The sequence below is a fragment of the Sporosarcina ureae genome (assembly GCF_002082015.1).
Lineage (GTDB): Bacteria > Bacillota > Bacilli > Bacillales_A > Planococcaceae > Sporosarcina > Sporosarcina ureae_A.
Map to the genome: position 1 here is coordinate 1,967,501 of NZ_CP015109.1, position 22,500 is coordinate 1,990,000.

Below are 22,500 nucleotides of genomic sequence, written 5' to 3' on the forward strand. Positions count from 1 at the left end.
ACGGAGTTACAAAGGAATGTGGTAGATGAAGCGACCTGGAAAGGTCCGCCGAAGAGGGTAAAAGCCCCGTAATCGAAAGCACATTCTCTCCAGAGTGGATCCTGAGTACGGCGGAACACGTGAAATTCCGTCGGAATCCGGGAGGACCATCTCCCAAGGCTAAATACTCCCTAGTGACCGATAGTGAACCAGTACCGTGAGGGAAAGGTGAAAAGCACCCCGGAAGGGGAGTGAAATAGATCCTGAAACCGTGCGCTTACAAATTGTCAGAGCCCGTTAATGGGTGATGGCGTGCCTTTTGTAGAATGAACCGGCGAGTTACGATTCCATGCAAGGTTAAGCTGAGAAAGCGGAGCCGCAGCGAAAGCGAGTCTGAATAGGGCGAATGAGTATGGGGTCGTAGACCCGAAACCAGGTGATCTACCCATGTCCAGGGTGAAGGTCAGGTAACACTGACTGGAGGCCCGAACCCACGTATGTTGAAAAATGCGGGGATGAGGTGTGGGTAGCGGTGAAATTCCAATCGAACCTGGAGATAGCTGGTTCTCTCCGAAATAGCTTTAGGGCTAGCCTCAAACGAAAGAATCTCGGAGGTAGAGCACTGTTTGGACGAGGGGCCCATCCCGGGTTACCGAATTCAGACAAACTCCGAATGCCGATGATTTATGTTTGGGAGTCAGACAGTGGGTGATAAGATCCATTGTCGAGAGGGAAACAGCCCAGACCACCAGCTAAGGTCCCCAAGTATCTGTTAAGTGGAAAAGGATGTGGCGTTGCCCAGACAACCAGGATGTTGGCTTAGAAGCAGCCATCATTTAAAGAGTGCGTAATAGCTCACTGGTCGAGTGGCGCTGCGCCGAAAATGTACCGGGGCTAAACAGATCACCGAAGCTGTGGATTGACCTTAGGGTCAATGGTAGGAGAGCGTTCCAAGGGCGTTGAAGCTAGACCGGAAGGACTGGTGGAGCGCTTGGAAGTGAGAATGCCGGTATGAGTAGCGAAAGAAGGGTGAGAATCCCTTCCACCGAATGCCCAAGGTTTCCTGAGGAAGGCTCGTCCGCTCAGGGTTAGTCAGGACCTAAGTCGAGGCCGATAGGCGTAGACGATGGACAACAGGTTGATATTCCTGTACCACCTCCCCGCCGTTTGAGTAATGGGGGGACGCAGTAGGATAGGGTGAGCACACAGTTGGTTGTGTGTCTAAGCAGTGAGGTGGAGAACGAGGCAAATCCCGTTCTCATCCAACACCAGGCTGTGATGGCGAGGAGATTTAATCTCCAGAGTCCCTGATTTCACACTGCCAAGAAAAGCCTCTAGCGAGGCGGGAGGTGCCTGTACCGCAAACCGACACAGGTAGGCGAGGAGAGAATCCTAAGGTGATCGAGAGAACTCTCGTTAAGGAACTCGGCAAAATGACCCCGTAACTTTGGGAGAAGGGGTGCTCTGGTAGGGTGAATAGCCCGAGAGAGCCGCAGTGAATAGGCCCAGGCGACTGTTTAGCAAAAACACAGGTCTCTGCAAAATCGTAAGATGACGTATAGGGGCTGACGCCTGCCCGGTGCTGGAAGGTTAAGAGGAGGGGTTAGCGCAAGCGAAGCTCCAAATTGAAGCCCCAGTAAACGGCGGCCGTAACTATAACGGTCCTAAGGTAGCGAAATTCCTTGTCGGGTAAGTTCCGACCCGCACGAAAGGCGTAACGATCTGGGCACTGTCTCAACGAGAGACTCGGTGAAATTATAATATGCGTGAAGATGCGCATTACCCGCGACAGGACGGAAAGACCCCGTGGAGCTTTACTGTAGCCTGATATTGAATTCCGGTGCAGCCTGTACAGGATAGGTAGGAGCCTTGGATTCCGGAGCGCCAGCTTCGGAGGAGGCATTGGTGGGATACTACCCTGGCTGTATTGGACTTCTAACCCTTGCCCGTGATCCGGGCAGGAGACAGTGTCAGGTGGACAGTTTGACTGGGGCGGTCGCCTCCTAAAGAGTAACGGAGGCGCTCAAAGGTTTCCTCAGAATGGTTGGACATCATTCGCAGAGTGCAAAGGCATAAGGAAGCTTGACTGCGAGACCTACAAGTCGAGCAGGGTCGAAAGACGGACTTAGTGATCCGGTGGTTCCGCATGGAAGGGCCATCGCTCAACGGATAAAAGCTACCCCGGGGATAACAGGCTTATCTCCCCCAAGAGTCCACATCGACGGGGAGGTTTGGCACCTCGATGTCGGCTCGTCGCATCCTGGGGCTGTAGTCGGTCCCAAGGGTTGGGCTGTTCGCCCATTAAAGCGGCACGCGAGCTGGGTTCAGAACGTCGTGAGACAGTTCGGTCCCTATCCGTCGCGGGCGCAGGAAATTTGAGAAGAGCTGTCCTTAGTACGAGAGGACCGGGATGGACATACCGCTGGTGTACCAGTTGTCTTGCCAAAGGCATCGCTGGGTAGCTATGTATGGACGGGATAAATGCTGAAAGCATCTAAGCATGAAGCCCCCTTCAAGATGAGATTTCCCATTACGCAAGTAAGTAAGATCCCTCAAAGATGATGAGGTGGATAGGTCTGGGGTGTAAGTACGGCGACGTATGTAGCTGACAGATACTAATCGATCGAGGACTTAACCTATTATAAAAAGTAGTTACTTGAACTACACAATGTCTTTTATTCAGTTTTGAGTGAACAAGCTTTACTCAAAGAGTCTAGTAACGATGGCGAAGAGGTCACACCCGTTCCCATACCGAACACGGAAGTTAAGCTCTTCAGCGCCGATGGTAGTTGGGGGTTTCCCCCTGTGAGAGTAGGACGTTGCTAGGCACGCGAAGCCATTCCCTATGGGGAGTGGCTTTTTTGTGTTTTGTAATGGAAAAGGTTGAATGGAATATTGATGTATCCATACTTTACTCGCTCATAGATCTGGGTTATTCGCTCTAATTACTACGTTACACGCTCTATTGTGATGCTTAACCGCTCATTAAGTTGCGATCATCGCTCAATCACTTCGCGTATCCGCTCAATAAGCTTGGAAATTCGCTCTATACCTCCGTATATTCGCTCATAGAGTCACAGCAACCGCTCATTAAATCACAAGAACCGCCCAATCCCCTCGTATACTCGGCTCAATAAGTCACAAGAACCGCTCAATCGCCCCACGTAACCGCCCAATAAATCACCTAATACCCTATCTCATCACGCTCTAAAAAACTTCCAAGCCAAACAAGACGCTAGGTATTCCTTCCATAGTCAGGTAAAATATATTAAAAGAAAAGAGGCGGTTCTGCATGACGACAGTTTATGACTTTACAGTGGAAACTACTAGTGGAGAAAAGAAATCTCTGAAGGAATTTGAAGGAAGTCCAATGATCATTGTTAACACGGCGAGTAAATGCGGTTTCACAAAACAATTTAAAGAACTTCAGCAACTGTATGAAGAATATAAAGATCAAGGGCTGGTGGTACTGGGCTTCCCATCAGATAACTTTAATAATCAGGAATTTGATGATATTGATGAAACGATGAACTTCTGCCAAATGAATTATGGCGTGACGTTCCCTATGTTTGCCAAGGTAGATGTAAAAGGGGATGAAGCCGAAGCTTTATTTACGTATCTAGCGGAACAGCAAAAAGGTGTATTGACGGAAGGTATCAAATGGAACTTCACGAAGTTCTTGATTGACACTAACGGACAAGTAGTTGATCGTTTTGCACCCCAGACAAATCCATTAAAGATGCAAAAGTCATTAGATAAAATGTTCAATGAATAATGGGAATAGTGAGTTTATAAACTTCTATCTTGACACGTCTCATTGACGCTGATAACCTTTTAATAATCTGAATAGACAATAGTAATTTTAGGAGGCAGAAAGTTAATGTGGGAATCAAAGTTTTCTCGTGAGGGTCTGACGTTCGATGATGTGTTATTGGTACCGGCTGCATCTGATGTATTGCCAAAGGCTGTTTCGCTATCTGTGAACTTAACAGATAGCATCAAGTTGAATATACCTATTATCAGTGCGGGGATGGATACAGTAACAGAATCCAAGATGGCAATCTCAATGGCTCGTCAAGGTGGAATCGGTGTTATTCATAAAAACATGAGTATTGAAGAACAAGCTGAGGAAGTTGTTACGGTTAAACGCTCTGAGAATGGAGTTATTAAAAATCCATTCTTCCTTACACCGGAACATCAAGTATTTGATGCAGAGCATTTAATGGGTAAATATCGTATCTCAGGTGTCCCGATCGTTAATAACATGGAAGAGAAAAAATTGGTTGGTATTTTGACAAACCGAGACCTAAGATTTATCCAGGATTATTCCATCATCATTGATGAAGTTATGACGAAAGAAAACTTGGTGACAGCTCCTGTAGGAACTACACTTGAAGAAGCAGAGAAAATGCTACAGCAATATAAAATTGAGAAGCTTCCGATCGTAGATGATAAAGGCATTCTTAACGGTTTAATTACAATTAAAGATATTGAGAAAGTTATTGAGTTCCCTAACGCAGCGAAAGACAAGGCTGGACGCTTACTCGTTGGTGCGGCTGTTGGAGTCACGGTAGATACTTCTACGCGCATTGAGAAGCTTGTACAGGCAGAAGTCGACCTCATCGTCATTGATACGGCACACGGACACTCTAAGGGTGTTATTGACACAGTGAGAGAGATCCGCGGAAACTATCCGGACCTTGCGATTGTTGCAGGTAACGTAGCAACGGCAGAAGCAGCTGAAGCATTGTATGAAGCTGGTGCTGACGTAGTGAAGGTCGGTATTGGCCCTGGTTCTATTTGTACCACACGAGTAGTGGCAGGCGTTGGTGTACCACAGATTACTGCTATTTATGAGTGTGCGACTGTTGCGCGTAAGTATGGTAAGACGATTATTGCGGACGGTGGAATTAAGTATTCCGGGGATATTGTCAAAGCATTAGCGGCTGGTGGACATGCGGTTATGCTTGGAAGCTTACTTGCAGGTACTACGGAGAGCCCAGGAGAGTCGGAGATCTTCCAGGGACGTCGTTTTAAGGTGTACCGTGGTATGGGTTCTGTTGCAGCGATGGAAAAAGGTTCGAAAGATCGTTACTTCCAAGAAGATGAAAAGAAACTTGTCCCTGAGGGCATTGAGGGTCGTATGCCGTATAAAGGGCCTTTGTCTGATACAATTCATCAGCTTTTAGGAGGAATTCGTGCAGGCATGGGGTATTGTGGTTCGAAGGATCTTGAAGCACATCGTGAAAATGCACAATTTATTCGTATGACGGGTGCTGGTTTACTGGAAAGTCATCCACACCAAGTACAAATTACAAAAGAAGCACCGAATTATTCGGTACGTTAATTTACTATATAAGGGCAGCGAGGATTTCCCTCCTGTCCTTTTTTGATACGATATGACGAATTATAAAACGTGAAGTAGTAGTTGGTTATTTTTGTAGGGGAATATGTGTTATTTTTGCCATAAGCATACCTGACCTGCCGAGAATATGGTACACTGATTTTTGATATTGTGACTACGGGGGTAAGATGAGTGGAAAAAGTAACACAGAGATGGTTGGCGGTTTTACTGGTGCCAATGATGTTGTTGATGATGTTTGGTATACAGGAAACTGCAGTAGCTGAGGAAAGTGAATCCTCACTTGACCTTCGTGTAAACGGGGCTATTTTGATAGATGCAGATAATGGAAGGGTATTATACGAAGAGAACTCGGATAAGCCGCTCGGAATTGCAAGTATGACGAAAATGATGACAGAATACTTGATGTTTGAAGCTCTTGATGATGGAACAATTACATGGGACCAAGAATACAAAGTTACTGAGTATACGTATAAGGTATCACAAGATCGCCGTTTGAGTAATGTACCGCTTCGTCGTGATGGATCTTATACGATCCGTGAACTTTATGAAGCTGTAGCGATTTATTCAGCGAATGCGGCAACTATTGCAATTGCCGAGTCGATTGCAGGATCTGAAGAGGAATTCGTCCAGCTAATGAATGAAAAGGCTGAAGAACTTGGTCTGACGGATTATAAATTCGTCAATTCTACGGGGTTGAACAATAGTGACTTACAAGGCATGCACCCAAGTGAGTTTGGTGAGAAGGATGAAAACGTTATGCCTGCACGTTCTGTTGCCAAACTAGCGTATCATTTATTGAAAAAGTATCCGGAAGTACTAGATACAACCAAAATACCTAAAAAAACATTCCGTGAAGGAACAAGTGATGCGATTGATATGGTGAACTGGAACTTCATGTTGCCAGGCCTAGTATATGAATATGACGGAATCGATGGCTTGAAAACAGGTACTACAGAATTTGCAGGACATTGTTTTACGGGGACTGCCGTACGTGATGGCCGACGTGTTATTGCTGTTGTAATGAATGCAGTAGATGATAAGGGCGTTGGATCTTACGAAGCACGTTTCGATGCTACTCGTGCGTTATTCGATTATGGCTTTAAGGAGTTTAGCGAAACAGAGCTACTTAAAGTAGGGTACCAATTTAAGAAGCAAAAAACTCTGGACGTTACGAAGGGGAAAGAAAAAAAAGTAGCGATTGCTACCAAGCAACCTATTCGTATGTTAGTTCACAATGCAGATGATCAAGACTATACAACTGAACTTGTATTAGATGAGAAGTTGGTAAAAAACGGACAAATTCAAGCGCCAATTAAAAAAGGTACCGTTGTTGGCCATGTCAAGCTAGTAAAAAAAGATGGATCAGATTATGATTTTATTAATGATAAAGTAGTCGATACAGAAGTCGTCACGATTGAAGAAGTGAAGAAAGCTGGTCGGCTCTCGCTAACTATGGGGGCAATTGGTAATTTCTTTTCAAGTGCATGGAATAGTTCTACTGGTTTCGTAAAAGGTTTATTTAATTAACTATAAAGAGACAGCGTACCTACTCAGGTATTGCTGTCTCTTTGTATATTCCACACGTCAAGCAACTTCGGAATTGCCAGTTTGATATCTTCTTCGCTTAATCCACCGAACCCGATTAAGAATGAAGGAGGGGATTGATCGGGCATTACCTTATAGGTATCTAGACCACGGACTTTAATGCCTGATTGAAGTGCTTCATCAATTAGTTCCTTTTCTGTTTTATCCGTATGAACGTGAAGCAGGACATGCATACCGGCTTCATCACCAGAGAATGAAATATTTGGTTCATACAATTTTAATAAACTCGTCAATGTATGCATCTTTCGACGATAAATTTTACGCATACGATTCAGATGGCGCGAAAATTGTCCATCCGCCATGAAGCGTGCCAGTATGTGCTGATCAATCCGCGGCACAGAAGAAGAGTAGGGGATGAAAGCCTGTCGGTACGTATCTAGTAGTCTTGGCGGTAACACCATGTAGGCGATTCGCATAGATGGCATAAGTGATTTGGTAAACGTACTTAAATAAATGACATTTTCACCTTTATCCATTCCCTGTAAGGAAGGGATAGGCCGTCCACGGTAACGGAATTCACTGTCATAATCATCTTCAATAATAAAAAACTCAGAATTTAATGCGGCCCAATTCAAAAGAGCAGTTCTGCGGGCTGCAGACAGCACTGTACCGGTTGGAAACTGGTGAGAAGGGGTAACGTAGGCTATAGAAGCATCAGACCGTTGTAGTGCCTTTACGTCGAGCCCTTCTTGGTCGACTGCGATGGGAATGGTCTTTCTATAGTTTTCGGAAAAGACGTGCTTCGTCATTAGGTAGCCCGGATCTTCAATTGCATAGCGAGCCCCTTCTCCCAGTAATCTAATAATTAAAGGTAAAAGCTGTTCAGTACCGGAACCGACAATAATTTGGTCAGGTGTACAATCTACTCCTCGCGAGTGATATAGATAACGGGCAATTTCCTGACGTAATTCAATATCGCCATGCGGATCTCCAAGTAGTAATAAGTGGGCATGTGATGTATCCATAATATCTCGCGCATACTTTCTCCAAATGATGAATGGGAAGTTCTCCGTGTCAATGGAACCTGGTGAAAAGTCGTAATGGACGGGTTTGGTTATAGGCATCTCGTCTACGGTGTCTGATTTCACAGGCTGTACATAGGCGAGTTCCTCTAATGCCTGCACGAAATAACCTTTTCGTGGTTCTGCGGCAATAAAACCTTCTGCTGTCAGTTGATCATAAGCCATTTCAATTGTTGTCTGGCTGACACCTAGGAACTCCTCCAGTTGACGTTTGGAGGGGAGTTTCATGCCAACAGGGAACTTGCCATCGATCATGTCCTGTTTGATTTGATTATATATTTGCTGATAAAGCGGGATATTCGAATCCTTTTGAAGCTCGATAAAAATCATGTCCATAGTGAACCCTCTAATCTGACCATGTTGTTTGATATGCAACTGGCTATTTTCATATGGTCAATTTCAATTATACTGAAAATAACAAAAAGGGGGAAATGAAATGAACTTTAATTATGGCGGCGTTATTATGGATGTAATCAATGCAGAGCAAGCAAAGGTGGCGGAAGCAGCTGGAGCGATTGCGGTTATGGCACTAGAGAGAGTACCTTCTGATATTCGAGCGGCAGGTGGTGTTGCACGTATGGCAGACCCACGAATCGTAGAAGAGGTGCAAAAGGCAGTGTCTATTCCTGTCATGGCGAAAGCACGTATTGGTCATATTTCAGAAGCACGTGTATTAGAAGCGCTAGGCGTGGATTTCATTGACGAAAGTGAAGTACTAACACCTGCGGACGACGAGTTTCACTTATTGAAAAGTGATTTCAGCGTACCATTTGTTTGTGGAGCAAGAAACCTTGGTGAAGCAGCGCGTCGTTTAGGTGAAGGAGCAAAAATGCTTCGCACAAAAGGCGAACCAGGAACAGGAAATATTGTAGAAGCCGTGCGTCACTTGCGGATGATTAATGCTCAAGTAAGTAAAGTAGTTCATATGAGCAAAGACGAGTTGATGACAGAAGCCCGTAATCTGGGAGCTCCATATGAAGTATTATTAGCCATTAAAGAAGCTGGCCGTTTACCGGTTGTGAACTACTCTGCTGGGGGGGTTGCAACACCTGCTGACGCAGCATTGATGATGGAACTTGGAGCGGATGGAGTATTTGTAGGTTCAGGTATTTTCAAATCGGAAAATCCGGAAGCATTTGCACGTGCAATTGTAGAAGCTACGGCTAACTATCAGGATTATGAGTTGATCGCTAAGCTGTCAAAAGGGATTGGTACACCGATGAAAGGTTTGGAAATTTCACAGCTTGCGGATAGTGAATTGATGGCGATTCGTAGTTCGTAATTTGTGATTTTGTTAGGGGATTGAGGGCAGAGATAGTAAACTTCTAAGCTGCATGGGCGTAGAGAAGTACGTCCAACCATGAGTCAGCTTGCAAGGTACACTAGTTGACTCATGGTCACGACGGCTTCCGACAGTGGCACCTATTATAGAATAGGGGCCAAGTTGAATTTCTCCAGAATAGAAATTGGTTAGCCAGGAATTAGTATTAAAAGATATTTCTCGGGAAAGTATCTTTTGTTCAAATTTCTATATCCTAAAAGGAAGTCATACGCTCTACTATTTACGATGTATCCTATACAAAAAAGCACCATGTCCCTTGTCAATGGTTAGAAACTGTAGTATGGTATATTTAATTTCACATACATTACGATGATAGGAAGCAGTAGCAATCGTGTTTTTTGTAGAGAGCCAGCGGGTGGTGGAAGCTGGTAAAGACCATTGTGAATCCGTCCTGGAGTAGCAAAGCCGAATCAGTAGGTTTTGCCGGTCAGTTGAGCCGATATCTCAAACAAGTGGGCTGGATAATCAGTCAATTTGGGTGGCAACGCGGGTAGTTCTCGTCCCTATTTTAGGGGATGGAGGGCTTTTTTTATTGTTTTTTATTATCGGTAATGCAAATACAAGGAGGCGGATGGCGTGCTAGACAGTAAATTATTGCGTGCGAATTATGAAGAAGTAAAAGCAAAACTTAGTAAACGTGGAGAAGATTTAACCGACTTTGAAAAATTTGGCGGACTTGATGAGAAACGTCGTGAAATTTTATCAAAAGTAGAAGTGCTGAAAGCTGAACGCAATGAAGTATCACAGCAAGTAGCACAAATGAAGCGTAATAAAGAAGACGCGGATGAAGTCATTGCCAAGATGAAAAAGGTCGGCGAGGAAATCAAAGCATATGATCAAGAACTTTCTAAAGTAGAAGAGGAATTGAATTACGTGCTTATGCATATTCCGAACATACCACATGATAGCGTGCCAGTAGGGGACAGCGAAGATGACAACGTAGAAGTCCGCGTGTGGGGAGAGATTCCAACATTTGATTTCGAACCAAAACCGCACTGGGAAATTGGAACGGATCTTCAACTACTTGATTTTGAACGAGCAGCAAAAGTAACAGGTAGTCGTTTTGTATTCTATCGCGGGCTCGGTGCACGACTTGAGCGTGCGTTAATCAACTTCATGCTTGATCTTCATCAAGAAGAACACGGTTATGAGGAAATGCTACCACCGTATTTGGTAAACCGTACAAGCTTGACTGGAACGGGACAACTGCCGAAGTTTGAAGAAGATGCGTTCTTAATTGAAGAAGAGGACTACTTCTTGATCCCGACATCCGAAGTACCTGTCACCAATTTCTATCGCGATGAAATCCTGGAAGGATCTAAGTTGCCAATTGCGTTCACAGCGTATAGTACAAATTTCCGTTCTGAAGCAGGTTCTGCAGGGCGTGATACGCGTGGATTAATTCGCCAGCACCAGTTTAATAAAGTAGAGTTGGTTCGCTTTGTGAAACCGGAAGATTCATACGATGAGTTGGAGAAATTAACTGGCCATGCGGAAAAAGTATTGCAGTTACTGAAATTACCGTATCGTGCGCTTAAGATGTGTACAGCGGATTTAGGTTTCACGGCTGCCAAGAAGTACGACTTGGAAGTATGGATTCCTACACAAAATGTTTATCGAGAAATTTCTTCTTGTTCTAACTTTGAAGATTTCCAAGCTAGACGAGCACATATCCGTTTCCGCCGTGAGCCAGGTGCAAAGCCTGAGTATGTTCATACGTTAAATGGTAGCGGTTTGGCTGTTGGTCGTACAGTAGCAGCGATATTGGAGAATTATCAGCAGGAAGATGGTTCTGTTTTAATTCCCGAAGTGCTTCGACCATATATGGGTGGAAAGGAAAAGATTGAAGCGCCTAAGTAAGAAGAAATGCGCTAGTGGTCTGTTTATTGCATAAGCAAAGACTGGGCATTCCCAAACACCAAGACTAATTAGTGAAATACCAAAAGAAGCCCAATGCTTACGAGTTTTTCTCTAAGCGTTGGGCTTCCTTTTTTGCAGCTTTTCTTTTATCTCTCAGTGATCGAAAAAAGGTAGTTAAGAGTTGTCCGCATTCTTCAGCGAGGACGCCTTCAGTTACAATGCACTCATGATTGAATCGAGGGTCGTTAAGTAGTTGATAAAAAGTATGGACGCAACCTCCTTTTGGGTCACGTGCACCGTAGACGACTCGCGGAATACGTGATTGTAGTATGGCACCTGCGCACATAGGGCATGGTTCGAGTGTGACGTACAATGTAGTGTCTTCTAAACGCCAACTTCCAACCTTCTCACAAGCAACTTGGATGGCAGAAAGTTCTGCGTGTGTGACTGCATTTTGAGTGGTTTCACGTAGATTATGGGCCGTAGCAATGACTTCATCGTTATATACAATGACTGCGCCAATTGGAACTTCAGCCAGTGCGGCAGCTTTTTCTGCCTCTTCTATTGCTAGTCTCATGTAGTATTCATCATCTTTCATCGATTCATCACTCCTTATCAACAGTCTACCATGCGGAACATCAAAATCAATTAGTGAAATGTTCCACGTGAAACAGATGAAGAGAAAACACTACATAACGCAATATAAATCTCATTCTATAGGGGCGTCTATGATAAAATGATTAGGTAATGATTTGAAAGGATGAGTGGTATATGTTTGTCCCGTTTATTGCGGTAGAAGGTCCGATTGGAGTAGGGAAGACTACGCTCACAGCAGCAATTGCTGAGACCTTTTCATATAATCAATTAAGAGAAATAAGTGGAGAAAATCCTTTTCTCGATCAGTTTTATCAAGACAAAGAAAAGTGGAGTTTCCAGACTGAAATGTTTTTCCTATGTAATCGATATGAACAATTGAAGGAAATCAATAGAGAATATATATCACAAGGGTTACCCGTGGTGGCCGATTACCATGTATTCAAAAACATGCTATTCGCACAACGTACTTTAGAGTCGAAGGATTTTGTGAAATATAAAGAAATCTATCATATTTTGACGAAAGACCTTCCGATGCCAAATATCATTATTTCATTGTCAGCATCCATTCCTACATTGCTCAATCGAATCGATGAGCGTGGACGTTCGTATGAATCGGATATGGATCCTGATTATTTACTGCAACTATCTAAAGATTACCGTACGTTCTTACCAGAGTTTGAGGCAACACATCCTGACATCCAAGTTATCCATATAAACGGAGATGAAGTGGACTATGTGCGCAATAAAGATGACATGGATGCAATATTAAGCAAAGTTTTTGAAGCAGTTCAGAAAGGTTTGAAACTAAATGAAGTCACCTAATGTACCAAAAAATAGTGTTTTTGCAGTAGCGGGAATGGTAGGGGTAGGGAAGTCAACAATGGCCCATGCAATTGCCAAAAGACTTGGCTTTCAAGAGTCTTTGGAAAATGTAGCAGAAAATCCATACTTAGAGAGATTTTATGATGACTTTGAACGTTGGAGTTTTCATTTACAAATCTTCTTTTTAGCAGAACGCTTTAAAGAACAAAAGCATATTTTTGAAAGCGGAGGTGGTTTTGTACAAGATCGTTCCATCTATGAAGACGTGGGGATCTTTGCCAAAATGCACGCCGATGAAGGAACTATGGAAGCGGTCGACTTTGAAACTTACATGAATCTATATGAAGCAATGGTAATGACACCGTATTTCCCACATCCAAATGCTCTCATATATTTGGAAGGACCTTTAGCTGTCATTCTCGAACGTATTGAAGAGCGTGGTAGAAATATGGAACTGCAAACGCCAAGAAGTTATTGGGAAGAGATGTACCATCGCTATGAACAGTGGATTGACTCGTTTACTGCATGCCCAGTCATTCGACTGAATATTGAAGAGTATGACTTATTAGAAAATGAAGAGGATATTGAGTTGATTATTGGAAGAATTGCTGAAGAGATGAAAAAATCGACACCCCCTATATAGGGAGTGTCGATTGAATTAAGGAACAGGGACTTCTGTAAAGAATTCCTGATATAATTCTCGAAGAACAATGTTTTCATCTTTTTCTTGAATACCGAATACTAAACTGACTTCTGAAGATCCTTGGTTAATCATTTCGATATTTGCACCTGTACGTGCAATAGCGGATGCTGCCCGTGCTGCCAACCCTCTTGCGTGACGCATGCCTTCACCCACGAGTACTACCATAGAAAAATCACGTTGGAAATGTACGTCGTCAGGACATAACTCCTGTTCAATGCGCTTAATAATACGGGCTTCTTTTGCCGGTGTTAAATGTTCGTCGCGAATAATGACAGACAAGTTATCAATACCTGAGGGTGTATGCTCAAATGGAATTTCTTCTTCTTCTAGAATTTGTAGTAAGTGACGTCCAAAACCAATTTCCAAGTTCATCAAGTATTTATCAACAAAGAGTGTAGAGAATCCGCTATCGGCAGCAATTCCGACGACGGATTGAAGATTATGGTCACGGTCTCGTACAATCATTGTGCCTGGCGCACTGGGATTGTTCGTGTTCTTGATACAAACCGGAATCTTGTGACGGAATGCGGGTACTAAAGCTTCCTCGTGGAATACAGAAAATCCTGCATATGCAAGTTCACGCATTTCCCGGTATGTCATCGAATCGATTGCACGTGGATTTTCAATCACTGTTGGGTTCGCTGAGAAAACCGAATCCACATCAGTGAAATTTTCATAAAGTTCTGCATTTGTTGCTGCTGCTAGTAGAGCGCCTGTAATATCGGAACCACCACGATTGAACGTACGCAATGTTCCGTCATCTGTGTAACCAAAGAAGCCTGGAAAAACAATAATACCTTCTTTATCGCGTAATGTGCAGAGCTTTTCGTTGCCTTCTGGAAGAGCACGTACACGTTCTGGTCGATGGTTAACTAGTAATCCACCTTCACGGGGACTTACATATTCCGCTTCGACACCGATATGTTGGAAGTAAGCCGCAATCATTTTCGCATTATTATCTTCTCCTGCAGCTTTCAAACTGTCTACGTATAGAATTTCATCTGACTGATCTTTATTTAGGCGTCGAATAATATCTTGCTCGATTACTTGCGCAATCTTTTCATCTAAGCCAAGTCCTTCTGCAATTTCCTTGTACCGGTCTACAACCAGTTGTAGTGCATCTGTTGTGTCATTACCGGCAAGTGATGCATTTGCCAAGTCAATAAGCAAATCAGTTACCTTGTTATCGGAAGAAAAGCGTTTACCTGGTGCAGAAACTACGACGATTTTTCTTGTTGGGTCGGATACGACAATGTCGACCACTTTCCGAATTTGTTCTGCGGATGCGACGGATGTTCCGCCAAATTTACAAACTTTCATTGAGTACCATATCCTTTTTTTGAGATTATCTATCTATTTTTAGAAGATTCATGAAAACAGGTTGTTATTAAAGGCAGAATTCTCTATAATTGTCCTTATACGAAGAACGATTGTTTTTTCATAGTGTACATATAGTTAGGAGAATCGTCAAATGAAAAATGAGAAAAGTGAAATTAATATCGGCTTGTTAGGGTATGGTGTAGTGGGTAGCGGTGTGGCAACAATTTTGCATAATCACCAAGATGACCTGCGACACAAGCTCGGTGTTCCCGTGTCTATTAAGAAAGTACTTGTTAAAAACTTGGATAAAAAACGTAATGGCGTGATACCTAAAGAAATGTTCACTACATCACTCGATGAAGTGTTAAATGATCCTGAAATTGATTTAATTATTGAAGTAACGGGCGGTTCTTCTGACGCAATTCGTCGTTCCCTTGAAGCAGGTAAGGGCGTTGTCACTGCGAACAAGGATGTCATGGCGGAGTCAGGGCCTGAATTGTTGAAATTAGCCGATGAAAATAAATGTGACTTACTATATGAAGCGAGTGTAGGTGGCGGTATTCCACTAATCCGTACATTGGAAGATGGTTTAGCGTCTGACCGAATCACTGCGTTGACGGGAATCGTCAACGGAACGACTAATTTCATTTTAACAAAGATGAAGCATGAAAATAAGACTTATGAAGATGCATTAGCGGAAGCAACGGAATTAGGCTTTGCAGAAGCTGATCCTTCAGCGGACGTAGATGGTATTGATGCAGCGCGTAAGATGGTAATTCTCGCGTCCCTATCTTTTTCCACGGAAGTGCATCTTGACGATGTATTTGTCCGTGGGATGAAAGAGATTGCAGACGGAGATCTTCAGCTTGCGGAACAATTCGGGTACACGATTAAGATGACGGGTTCTGCTAAAAAAGACGGGGAAGAAATTGAAGTGGCTGTTGAGCCGGTGTTCGTTCCTAACTCTCATCCTCTAGCTACAGTCAATAATGAATTCAACGCAGTGTATGTGTACAGTGATTCAGTAGGCGAGACAATGTTCTACGGCCCTGGAGCGGGCTCATTACCTACAGCAACTTCCGTAACAGGTGACGTAGTAGCAGCTTGTCGTAATATTTTGTTAGGCGTAAACGGTAAGAGAATGCACGCACCGCAATTTGAGCGCAAAGTAAAAACAGATGATCAGAAATATGCTCGCTATTTCCATCGTATTACCGTACGTGATGAAGTAGGTGTGTTGACAGAATTGACATCTATTTATAGCCACCACAAGGCAAGTTTAGCGACAGTCGTTCAGGACTCCGATTTACATGAAGAAGGCGCAGACTTAATCTTTATTACACATAAAATTTCTCGTCAACAACATTTAGATATTTTAGCAGACTTAAAAGATACACCTGCGGTCATTGACATTTCTAGTCATTACCGTGTGGAAGGAGAATAAGGAATTATGAGAAGATGGAATGGTCTAATCGAAGAATATAAAGAATGGTTACCGGTGACGGAAAATACTCCTGCCTTAACACTACAAGAAGGAAATACACCGCTAATTCATCTTGAAAATTTATCAAAACAGTGGGATATTAATCTGTATGTGAAAACAGAAGGGACAAATCCAACTGGTTCATTTAAAGATCGAGGAATGGTAATGGCAGTTGCGAAGGCAAAAGAAGAAGGAAAGACAGCGTTGATCTGTGCTTCAACGGGTAACACATCTGCTGCAGCTGCTGCATATGGTGCACGTGCAGGTATGCGTACAATTGTTGTTATTCCTGAAGGTCGTATTGCATTAGGCAAGCTGGCACAGGCCAAAATGTATGGTGCAGAAATCGTAGCTATTGAAGGAAACTTTGATGAAGCGCTACGCATGGTACGTGAAGTAGGCGAAGGGAAAATTGCGTTGGTCAACTCCGTGAATCCTTATCGTCTTGAAGGGCAGAAGACGGTAGCATTTGAAGCGATTGAACAACTTGGTAAAGTACCGGATATCTTCGCTTTACCTGTTGGAAACGCAGGTAATATATCTGCAGCTTGGAAGGGTTTCAAAGAGTATGCAGAGAAAAAAGGTACAGGTACACCAAGATTACTAGGAGTTCAAGCAGATGGTGCAGCACCCATTGTATATGATCGCGTGTTTGAGGAGCCTGAAACGGTGGCAACAGCAATTCGTATTGGAAACCCCGCAAGCTGGCACTTAGCGACTCAAGCACTTGAAGAATCAGGCGGAGATATCTTGTCCGCTACTGATGAAGAAATCCTTGAAGCCTATCAATTACTCGCTGCAACAGACGGAATCTTTGCAGAGCCTGCGTCTTGTGCAACCATTGCAGGCATTAAGAAAAAACTTGATGCGGGGCTAATTGAAAAAGGAACGACGATTGTCGGAATCCTGACAGGTAACGGACTAAAAGATCCTGAAACAGCAATCAATGTCAATGCGCATAAACCTATGATGACAAATGAACAGTTCAATAACTTTTTGAAAGAATTGAAAGAGGGGAATAACTAATGACAGAAGCCGGTTTTTCAGTAACCGTGCCAGCCACAACGGCTAATCTCGGACCCGGCTTCGATCATTTAGGTCTTGCCCTTTCACTTAACATGACGATAGAAGTTGCACCGGCCGACGCATGGTATGTTTTGTATCAAGATAAGGAATATAATGCATTGCCTATGGACGAAACCAATCTAATTGTCCAGACCATCCAGCATGTAGCATCGCGGTATGATCAAGTCATTGCATCACAAAGGTTAGTAGTACATTCGGATATTCCTTTAGGAAAAGGTCTAGGCAGTAGTGCTACAGCAATTGCTGCGGGAATTGAAATTGCAAGTGAACTGGCAGATTTGCAACTATCACCCAAAGATAAGTTGCGGATCGGCAGTGAATTAGAAGGGCATGCTGATAATGTCACCGCTGCATTGATTGGAGGGATGACAGTATCGTATTTCACAGAAGATGAGATGGAAGTACTGACATTCCCGGCACCTCCGATCGGTGTTGTCATCTTAGTGCCTCCAGTTGCTTTAAAGACAGAGGCTTCTCGGGGACTACTGCCTGAACAACTGACGCATAAAGTAGCAGTACGCGGGAGTGCGGCAGGTAGTGTGATGACAGCTGCAATTGCACAATCGGATTGGGTGACGGCAGGGCGTATGATGGAACGAGATCTATACCATGAACCCTACCGAAAAGTAGGATTCCCTAACTTTGATGAAATACGTTTGGCTTGTAAGGAAGCAGGAGCGTACGGCATGACAATCAGCGGAGCAGGACCGTCCCTCTTTGTAGCCGTACCGCCAGAAACAGAACAACAAGTGGCGGCTTCGTTAGAACAAAAATTTCCACATTACCAAGCACTTGCACTGCAACCAGCAGAGACAGGCGCATACATTACAAAATAAAAACAGCGTCAGGACTGAATCAGTCACTGGCGCTGTTTTTTGTAATAGATGTATTTCTACTTAGACATTTAATTTTAAGCAATAAAAAAACGTTACATCGAGTAACGTGTGTTGTCAAAAATATAGCGGAGGAAGAGGGATTCGAACCCCCGCGGGCTTTAACACCCCTGTCGGTTTTCAAGACCGATCCCTTCAGCCGGGCTTGGGTATTCCTCCGTATCAGACAAATAATATCTTACCACGTCATTTTAAAAGCGTCAACCATTATTTTTTCTTTTCTTTCTGGCGATAAATGAAGCGCCAGCAATAGAAACTTACCAAGGCAACAGTCTGTATTAGAGCGGCATACATGAAGTTAAAGTCTGAACTCGAGAAAATAATCACCAGTAAGCCGAGTAAGACGGCAGGCAAAACAATGGTCGCATAGATGCGTACTTCGGGATTACGGAAACTGAGCTCATAACGTTTAGTCGAAGCCATGCTAATCACCTCACGTATTTCATTTAGTATACTACTCTATATGGACAATTGAAAAGGTTTTGTACTGTTTACGCGGAGGGATTTTGAAACACACTCCGATGAATCCAATGTTTACCGTTGCAATCATGATGAACAATGGGTATAATAAGTAATGCCGTGCTAGGTGGGGAATTAGCGGTGCCCTGTAACTTGCAATCCGCTCTAGCAAGACTGAACTCCTTTTCCGAGGCTGTCCGCATGTAGGGTCTGCCTTTTGCACGTAGTGTTGACGTCTGGGTCCTGCGCAATGGGAACCCATGAATCATGTCAGGTCCGGAAGGAAGCAGCATTAAGTGGACTCTCTCATGTGCCGCGGGGTAGCCTAGACCGAGCCAACGACAAGAGTAACGCTTATGTGCGGCAGTCGAAGAAAGGTGCACGGCATTAATTCAATAATTCACTCGTCCATATTATTATGGGCGAGTTTTTTATGTCCCTTGAATAGTGTATACTTCAAAGTAGTACGCATAACTGAAAGGGAGCGATTTACATTGTCTGAGAAAAAAATGAACGTTGAAAGTTTCAATTTGGATCATACGAAAGTGAAAGCGCCTTATATTCGACTAGCAGGAACCACAGAAGGAAAGAATGGCGACAAAATATTGAAATATGATATCCGTTTCTGCCAGCCGAATACAGACCACATGAATATGCCGGCACTTCACTCATTGGAACATATGATGGCGGAATTCAGCCGTGACCATTCGGATCAAATTGTTGATATCAGTCCTATGGGTTGTCAGACAGGATATTATCTAGCTGTAATCAATCATGACGATTATAACGACATCCTCTCTATAGTAGAGAAAACGTTAAACGACGTACTGTTAGCAACAGAAGTACCAGCATGTAATGAAGTACAGTGTGGCTGGGCGGCCAGTCATAGCCTTGAAGGTGCAAAAGAAATTGCACGCACAATGCTTGATAAGAAAGATGAGTGGACGGAAGTATTTGCGTAATATATCCAAGCGATACACGGTCAAAAAAACGTATTTCATGCTATAATAGAAGTATTATGCAATCGGAGAAAAAGGGGGAAATGCAGTTGATTTATCAAGCACTATACCGCGCTTACAGACCGCAGGCTTTTGGTGAGATGTCAGGTCAGCAGGCGATCAAACAAACTCTGCAAAATACCCTACTCCATCAGAAGACGACGCATGCATATCTATTCTCAGGACCTCGTGGAACGGGAAAGACAAGTGCGGCGAAGATTTTTGCAAAAGCGTTAAATTGTGAAAATGGTCCAGCGGCAGAACCTTGTAATGAATGCGAGACATGTAAAAGCATTACAGAGGGATCTAACACAGACGTCATCGAATTTGACGCGGCATCTAATTCACGCGTAGAAGAAATTCGCGACATTATTGAACGTGTACATGTGGCACCTTCCAATGCACGATTTAAAGTCTATATTATTGATGAAGTGCATATGCTGTCCAATTCCGCTTTTAACGCATTGCTCAAGACACTGGAAGAACCTCCTGCCCATGTCGTATTTATTCTGGCAACTACAGAACCTCATAAGTTGCCGCTCACTATCATTTCCAGGTGTCAGCGATTTGATTTCAAACCAATTACGTCACCTGAGATTATTGAGCGAATGGAAAAGGTGATTGGAGAGATTGGCGTTACTGCAGAGACTGGAGCATTGCGCGCAATCGCACAAGCTGCAACAGGTGGTATGCGTGATGCACTTAGTATGCTCGATCAAGCCGTGTCGTTTAGCGGAGATGAGTTGACAACGAGTGACGCCCTACTCGTGACTGGAGCAATTGGTGAAGACATCTTTTATCAACTAGCACAATCTATTCAAGCGAAAGATGCCGGATCTGCATTGTCTTTATTGCACGAATTGATTGCGGAAGGAAAAGATGTCGGCAGACTTGCTGAAGATATGATTACATTCTTCCGTGATATGCTACTGCTTGGCACGGCACCCGAATTGACAGATCTTCTGGAATTGATTTCAGACGGCGATAAATTTCAGGAGCTTGCCCAGGAGTTTCATTCGGATGAATTGTATCGGTATATCGATATCCTTTCAAAAACACAACAAGAAATGCGTTTTTCTAATCATGGGAAGGTCTATATTGAATCCGCTTTATTAAAAATGATTCATTCCGGAGAGCAACGACAAGTATCTACTTCTGCAGCTGATCCTGAAATGGCTCAGAAGCTTGCGTTGCTAGAACAGACGGTTAAACAACTTCAGCAACAACTAGCAGCAGGGGCAGTGCAACAGGCAGCTGAGCCGCAAGTACCAGCAAAAAGGGCTGCTTCAACTGCTTCCAGATCTGCCAAAGTACCAACGGGTAAAATTGTAGAGGTATTAAAAGCAGCAACGAAGTCTGATATTCAAGTGATTCGCGAGCAATGGGCGGGTATGATGCAGAGTATGCAACGCTCCCATGCTGCTTTATTGGAAGAGACGGAGCCCGTAGCAGCATCAGAGTCGGCTTTTGTGCTAAAATTCAAATATGAAATTCATTGCTTGATGGCTTCTGAAAATGCTACATTACAAGCAGGCTTATCGGATGCGTTACTACGGTTAACAGGTAAGGGCTATGAAGTAGTATACGTAGCAGAGGAAAGCTGGTTGGAAGTTCGTGCTGATTTTATTCGAAAAAGTGGATTAACCAGTCAGAAAAGCAAGGAAAACCCTCAACAGTCAGGTGAGGAACAACCAACTTCAGCATTTATGGAAGAAGCATCAATTGAAGATGCTGATCCACTCGTAACTGAAGCTGAGAAAATGTTTGGAAAAGATTTTATTACAATAGAAGAGTAATTTACTAAGGAGGAATTATTTATGCGTGGAGCAGGGAATATGCAAGGTATGATGAAGCAAATGCAGAAGATGCAAAAGAAGATGGCGGAGGCACAGGCAAACTTGGGCAATGAGCGAATGGAAGGTACAGCAGGTGGCGGCATGGTAAAAGTAATCGTATCAGGCCATAAAGAAGTACTTGAAGTTATTATTGATCCAGAAGCGGTAGATCCAGAAGACGTAGAAATTCTACAAGACTTAATTGTTATCGCGACAAATGATGCGATTGCAAAAGCGGAAGAAATTACGAACTCCACAATGGGCCAATTCACAAAAGGAATGAACTTGCCTGGGATGTTCTAGGAGGTTGTATAATGCATTATCCTGAACCTATATCTAAATTAATGGATAGTTTTATGAAGTTGCCAGGCATCGGCCCCAAAACTGCGGGTCGTCTGGCGTTTTTTGTATTAAGTATGAAAGAAGACACTGTGCTGGATTTCGCTAAAGCATTAGTGGATGCGAAACGTAACCTCCAATTCTGTTCAGTCTGTGGCCATATTACAGATATCGATCCATGCTATATTTGTCAGGATCAATCCCGTGACCGCACAACAATTTGCGTCGTGCAGGATCCGAAAGACGTGATTGCTATGGAAAAAATGCGTGACTATCGCGGTTTATACCATGTCTTACAAGGCGCAATATCGCCGATGGATGGTATCGGTCCGGAAGATATCAATGTTCCCTCGTTGTTAACAAGACTTCAGGAAGACGAAGTGGAGGAATTAATTCTTGCGACGAACCCTACTATAGAAGGAGAAGCAACAGCTATGTATATTTCAAGGCTTGTCAGACCATCCGGAATCACGACTACACGTATTGCCCACGGCTTACCTGTAGGTGGAGATCTCGAATACGCGGACGAAGTTACATTGTCTAGAGCATTGGAAGGCCGTCGTGAATTATAGAAAAGCATGGAAAGATAGACTACGAGTGGACTAATTCTCCGCAGAGACGCATATAGATAAGAATCTATGAAATAGAAAGGGCGTTTTCTGTGAGGATTTTAGTCATAGCCATATTAGGAGTCGTATCATTATTGCTATTAAGTATGAGTCGGACCACTCTTGAAAAAAACATGGAGCGCTTATCAGTATTCTGGTTTAGATTAGCTTTTGCGTTCTTTAT

Annotated in this window: 19 protein-coding genes, 1 tRNA gene, 2 rRNA genes, 1 other RNA gene and 1 other annotated feature (2 of these 24 only partly in view); of the genes, 18 read left to right on the plus strand and 5 right to left on the minus strand. The window is 43.5% G+C overall.

Annotated features, from left to right (window positions below):
* The 5 genes from SporoP17a_RS09735 to SporoP17a_RS09755 all read left to right on the plus strand — a co-directional run.
* Positions 1-2,618, plus strand: a 23S ribosomal RNA gene (locus SporoP17a_RS09735) (it extends 312 nt beyond the left edge of the window).
* Between the two features lie 73 nt (positions 2,619-2,691).
* Positions 2,692-2,807 (plus strand): 5S ribosomal RNA (gene rrf, locus SporoP17a_RS09740).
* Positions 2,808-3,271: 464 nt separating this feature from the next.
* Positions 3,272-3,754: a glutathione peroxidase gene (locus tag SporoP17a_RS09745; protein WP_083034472.1), complete on the plus strand. Its 483-nt coding sequence runs from the start codon at positions 3,272-3,274 to the stop codon at positions 3,752-3,754.
* A 105-nt stretch (positions 3,755-3,859) separates the two neighbouring features.
* The gene (gene guaB / locus SporoP17a_RS09750) at positions 3,860-5,326 is read left to right on the plus strand and encodes an IMP dehydrogenase (protein WP_083034473.1); all 1,467 of its coding nucleotides are present in this window, start codon (positions 3,860-3,862) and stop codon (positions 5,324-5,326) included.
* Between the two features lie 189 nt (positions 5,327-5,515).
* Positions 5,516-6,871 (plus strand): D-alanyl-D-alanine carboxypeptidase family protein, encoded by a 1,356-nt coding sequence (locus SporoP17a_RS09755; protein ID WP_269466687.1) that lies wholly within the window; start codon positions 5,516-5,518, stop codon positions 6,869-6,871.
* A gap of 23 nt (positions 6,872-6,894) precedes the next feature.
* Here the strand turns inward: SporoP17a_RS09755 and SporoP17a_RS09760 are convergent, their stop codons facing one another.
* A complete protein-coding gene (locus tag SporoP17a_RS09760; RefSeq protein WP_083034474.1) occupies positions 6,895-8,307 on the minus strand; it encodes a MocR-like pyridoxine biosynthesis transcription factor PdxR in 1,413 nt (470 codons plus the stop codon).
* 100 nt (positions 8,308-8,407) lie between these two features.
* Here SporoP17a_RS09760 and pdxS point away from each other — a divergent pair, with 100 nt between their 5' ends.
* Both pdxS and serS read left to right on the plus strand, forming a co-directional pair.
* Positions 8,408-9,253, plus strand: a complete 846-nt coding sequence (gene pdxS / locus SporoP17a_RS09765) for a pyridoxal 5'-phosphate synthase lyase subunit PdxS (protein WP_083034475.1) — start codon at positions 8,408-8,410, stop codon at positions 9,251-9,253.
* A 360-nt stretch (positions 9,254-9,613) separates the two neighbouring features.
* Positions 9,614-9,821 (plus strand) — a binding site (T-box leader).
* Between the two features lie 68 nt (positions 9,822-9,889).
* Positions 9,890-11,173 carry a serine--tRNA ligase gene (gene serS / locus SporoP17a_RS09770; RefSeq protein WP_083034476.1) on the plus strand — a complete coding sequence of 428 codons (1,284 nt, stop codon included), beginning with the start codon at positions 9,890-9,892 and terminating at the stop codon, positions 11,171-11,173.
* Between the two features lie 97 nt (positions 11,174-11,270).
* Here serS and tadA read toward each other — a convergent pair whose 3' ends face one another.
* Positions 11,271-11,771: a tRNA adenosine(34) deaminase TadA gene (gene tadA, locus SporoP17a_RS09775; protein ID WP_083034477.1), complete on the minus strand. Its 501-nt coding sequence runs from the start codon at positions 11,769-11,771 to the stop codon at positions 11,271-11,273.
* Between the two features lie 173 nt (positions 11,772-11,944).
* Between tadA and SporoP17a_RS09780 the strand changes: the two genes are divergently transcribed.
* Together SporoP17a_RS09780 and SporoP17a_RS09785 are read left to right on the plus strand one after the other, a co-directional pair.
* Entirely contained in the window at positions 11,945-12,592 is a 648-nt protein-coding gene (locus SporoP17a_RS09780; protein ID WP_083034478.1) for a deoxynucleoside kinase, read from the plus strand.
* Complete coding sequence (locus SporoP17a_RS09785) at positions 12,579-13,235, plus strand: deoxynucleoside kinase (protein ID WP_083034479.1); 657 nt, start codon at positions 12,579-12,581, stop codon at positions 13,233-13,235. Before SporoP17a_RS09780 ends, SporoP17a_RS09785 begins: the two co-directional genes overlap by 14 nt.
* 15 nt (positions 13,236-13,250) lie before the next feature.
* Here SporoP17a_RS09785 and SporoP17a_RS09790 read toward each other — a convergent pair whose 3' ends face one another.
* On the minus strand, positions 13,251-14,615 hold the full coding sequence (locus tag SporoP17a_RS09790) for an aspartate kinase (RefSeq protein WP_083034480.1): 1,365 nt from the start codon (positions 14,613-14,615) through the stop codon (positions 13,251-13,253).
* Between the two features lie 151 nt (positions 14,616-14,766).
* Here SporoP17a_RS09790 and SporoP17a_RS09795 point away from each other — a divergent pair, with 151 nt between their 5' ends.
* The 3 genes from SporoP17a_RS09795 to thrB are packed head-to-tail and all read left to right on the plus strand — an operon-like array spanning position 14,767 to position 18,020.
* Entirely contained in the window at positions 14,767-16,059 is a 1,293-nt protein-coding gene (locus SporoP17a_RS09795; protein ID WP_083034481.1) for a homoserine dehydrogenase, read from the plus strand.
* Positions 16,060-16,065: 6 nt separating this feature from the next.
* Positions 16,066-17,124 (plus strand): threonine synthase, encoded by a 1,059-nt coding sequence (gene thrC, locus SporoP17a_RS09800; RefSeq protein ID WP_083034482.1) that lies wholly within the window; start codon positions 16,066-16,068, stop codon positions 17,122-17,124.
* Complete coding sequence (gene thrB, locus SporoP17a_RS09805; RefSeq protein ID WP_083034483.1) at positions 17,124-18,020, plus strand: homoserine kinase; 897 nt, start codon at positions 17,124-17,126, stop codon at positions 18,018-18,020. The genes thrC and thrB overlap by 1 nt, the downstream gene beginning before the upstream one ends.
* A gap of 126 nt (positions 18,021-18,146) precedes the next feature.
* Here thrB and SporoP17a_RS09810 read toward each other — a convergent pair.
* Positions 18,147-18,236, minus strand: a tRNA-Ser gene (locus tag SporoP17a_RS09810).
* Between the two features lie 48 nt (positions 18,237-18,284).
* Entirely contained in the window at positions 18,285-18,500 is a 216-nt protein-coding gene (locus SporoP17a_RS09815; protein WP_083034484.1) for a hypothetical protein, read from the minus strand.
* Positions 18,501-18,654: 154 nt separating this feature from the next.
* Here SporoP17a_RS09815 and ffs point away from each other — a divergent pair.
* The 6 genes from ffs to SporoP17a_RS17025 form a co-directional block, all read left to right on the plus strand.
* Positions 18,655-18,921, plus strand: an RNA gene (ffs, locus tag SporoP17a_RS09820) — signal recognition particle sRNA large type.
* A gap of 124 nt (positions 18,922-19,045) precedes the next feature.
* Complete coding sequence (locus SporoP17a_RS09825) at positions 19,046-19,498, plus strand: S-ribosylhomocysteine lyase (protein WP_199173656.1); 453 nt, start codon at positions 19,046-19,048, stop codon at positions 19,496-19,498.
* An 80-nt stretch (positions 19,499-19,578) separates the two neighbouring features.
* Entirely contained in the window at positions 19,579-21,330 is a 1,752-nt protein-coding gene (dnaX, locus tag SporoP17a_RS09830) for a DNA polymerase III subunit gamma/tau (protein ID WP_269466688.1), read from the plus strand.
* Positions 21,331-21,351: 21 nt separating this feature from the next.
* On the plus strand, positions 21,352-21,672 hold the full coding sequence (locus tag SporoP17a_RS09835; RefSeq protein ID WP_083034487.1) for a YbaB/EbfC family nucleoid-associated protein: 321 nt from the start codon (positions 21,352-21,354) through the stop codon (positions 21,670-21,672).
* 11 nt (positions 21,673-21,683) lie between these two features.
* A complete protein-coding gene (recR, locus tag SporoP17a_RS09840) occupies positions 21,684-22,280 on the plus strand; it encodes a recombination mediator RecR (RefSeq protein ID WP_029055209.1) in 597 nt (198 codons plus the stop codon).
* A 170-nt stretch (positions 22,281-22,450) separates the two neighbouring features.
* On the plus strand, positions 22,451-22,500 hold the 5' end (the start) of the coding sequence (locus SporoP17a_RS17025; protein ID WP_233191336.1) for a pro-sigmaK processing inhibitor BofA family protein. It continues 133 nt past the right edge of the window; the window shows 50 of its 183 coding nt (coding positions 1-50); its start codon is at positions 22,451-22,453; its stop codon lies off the right edge, out of view.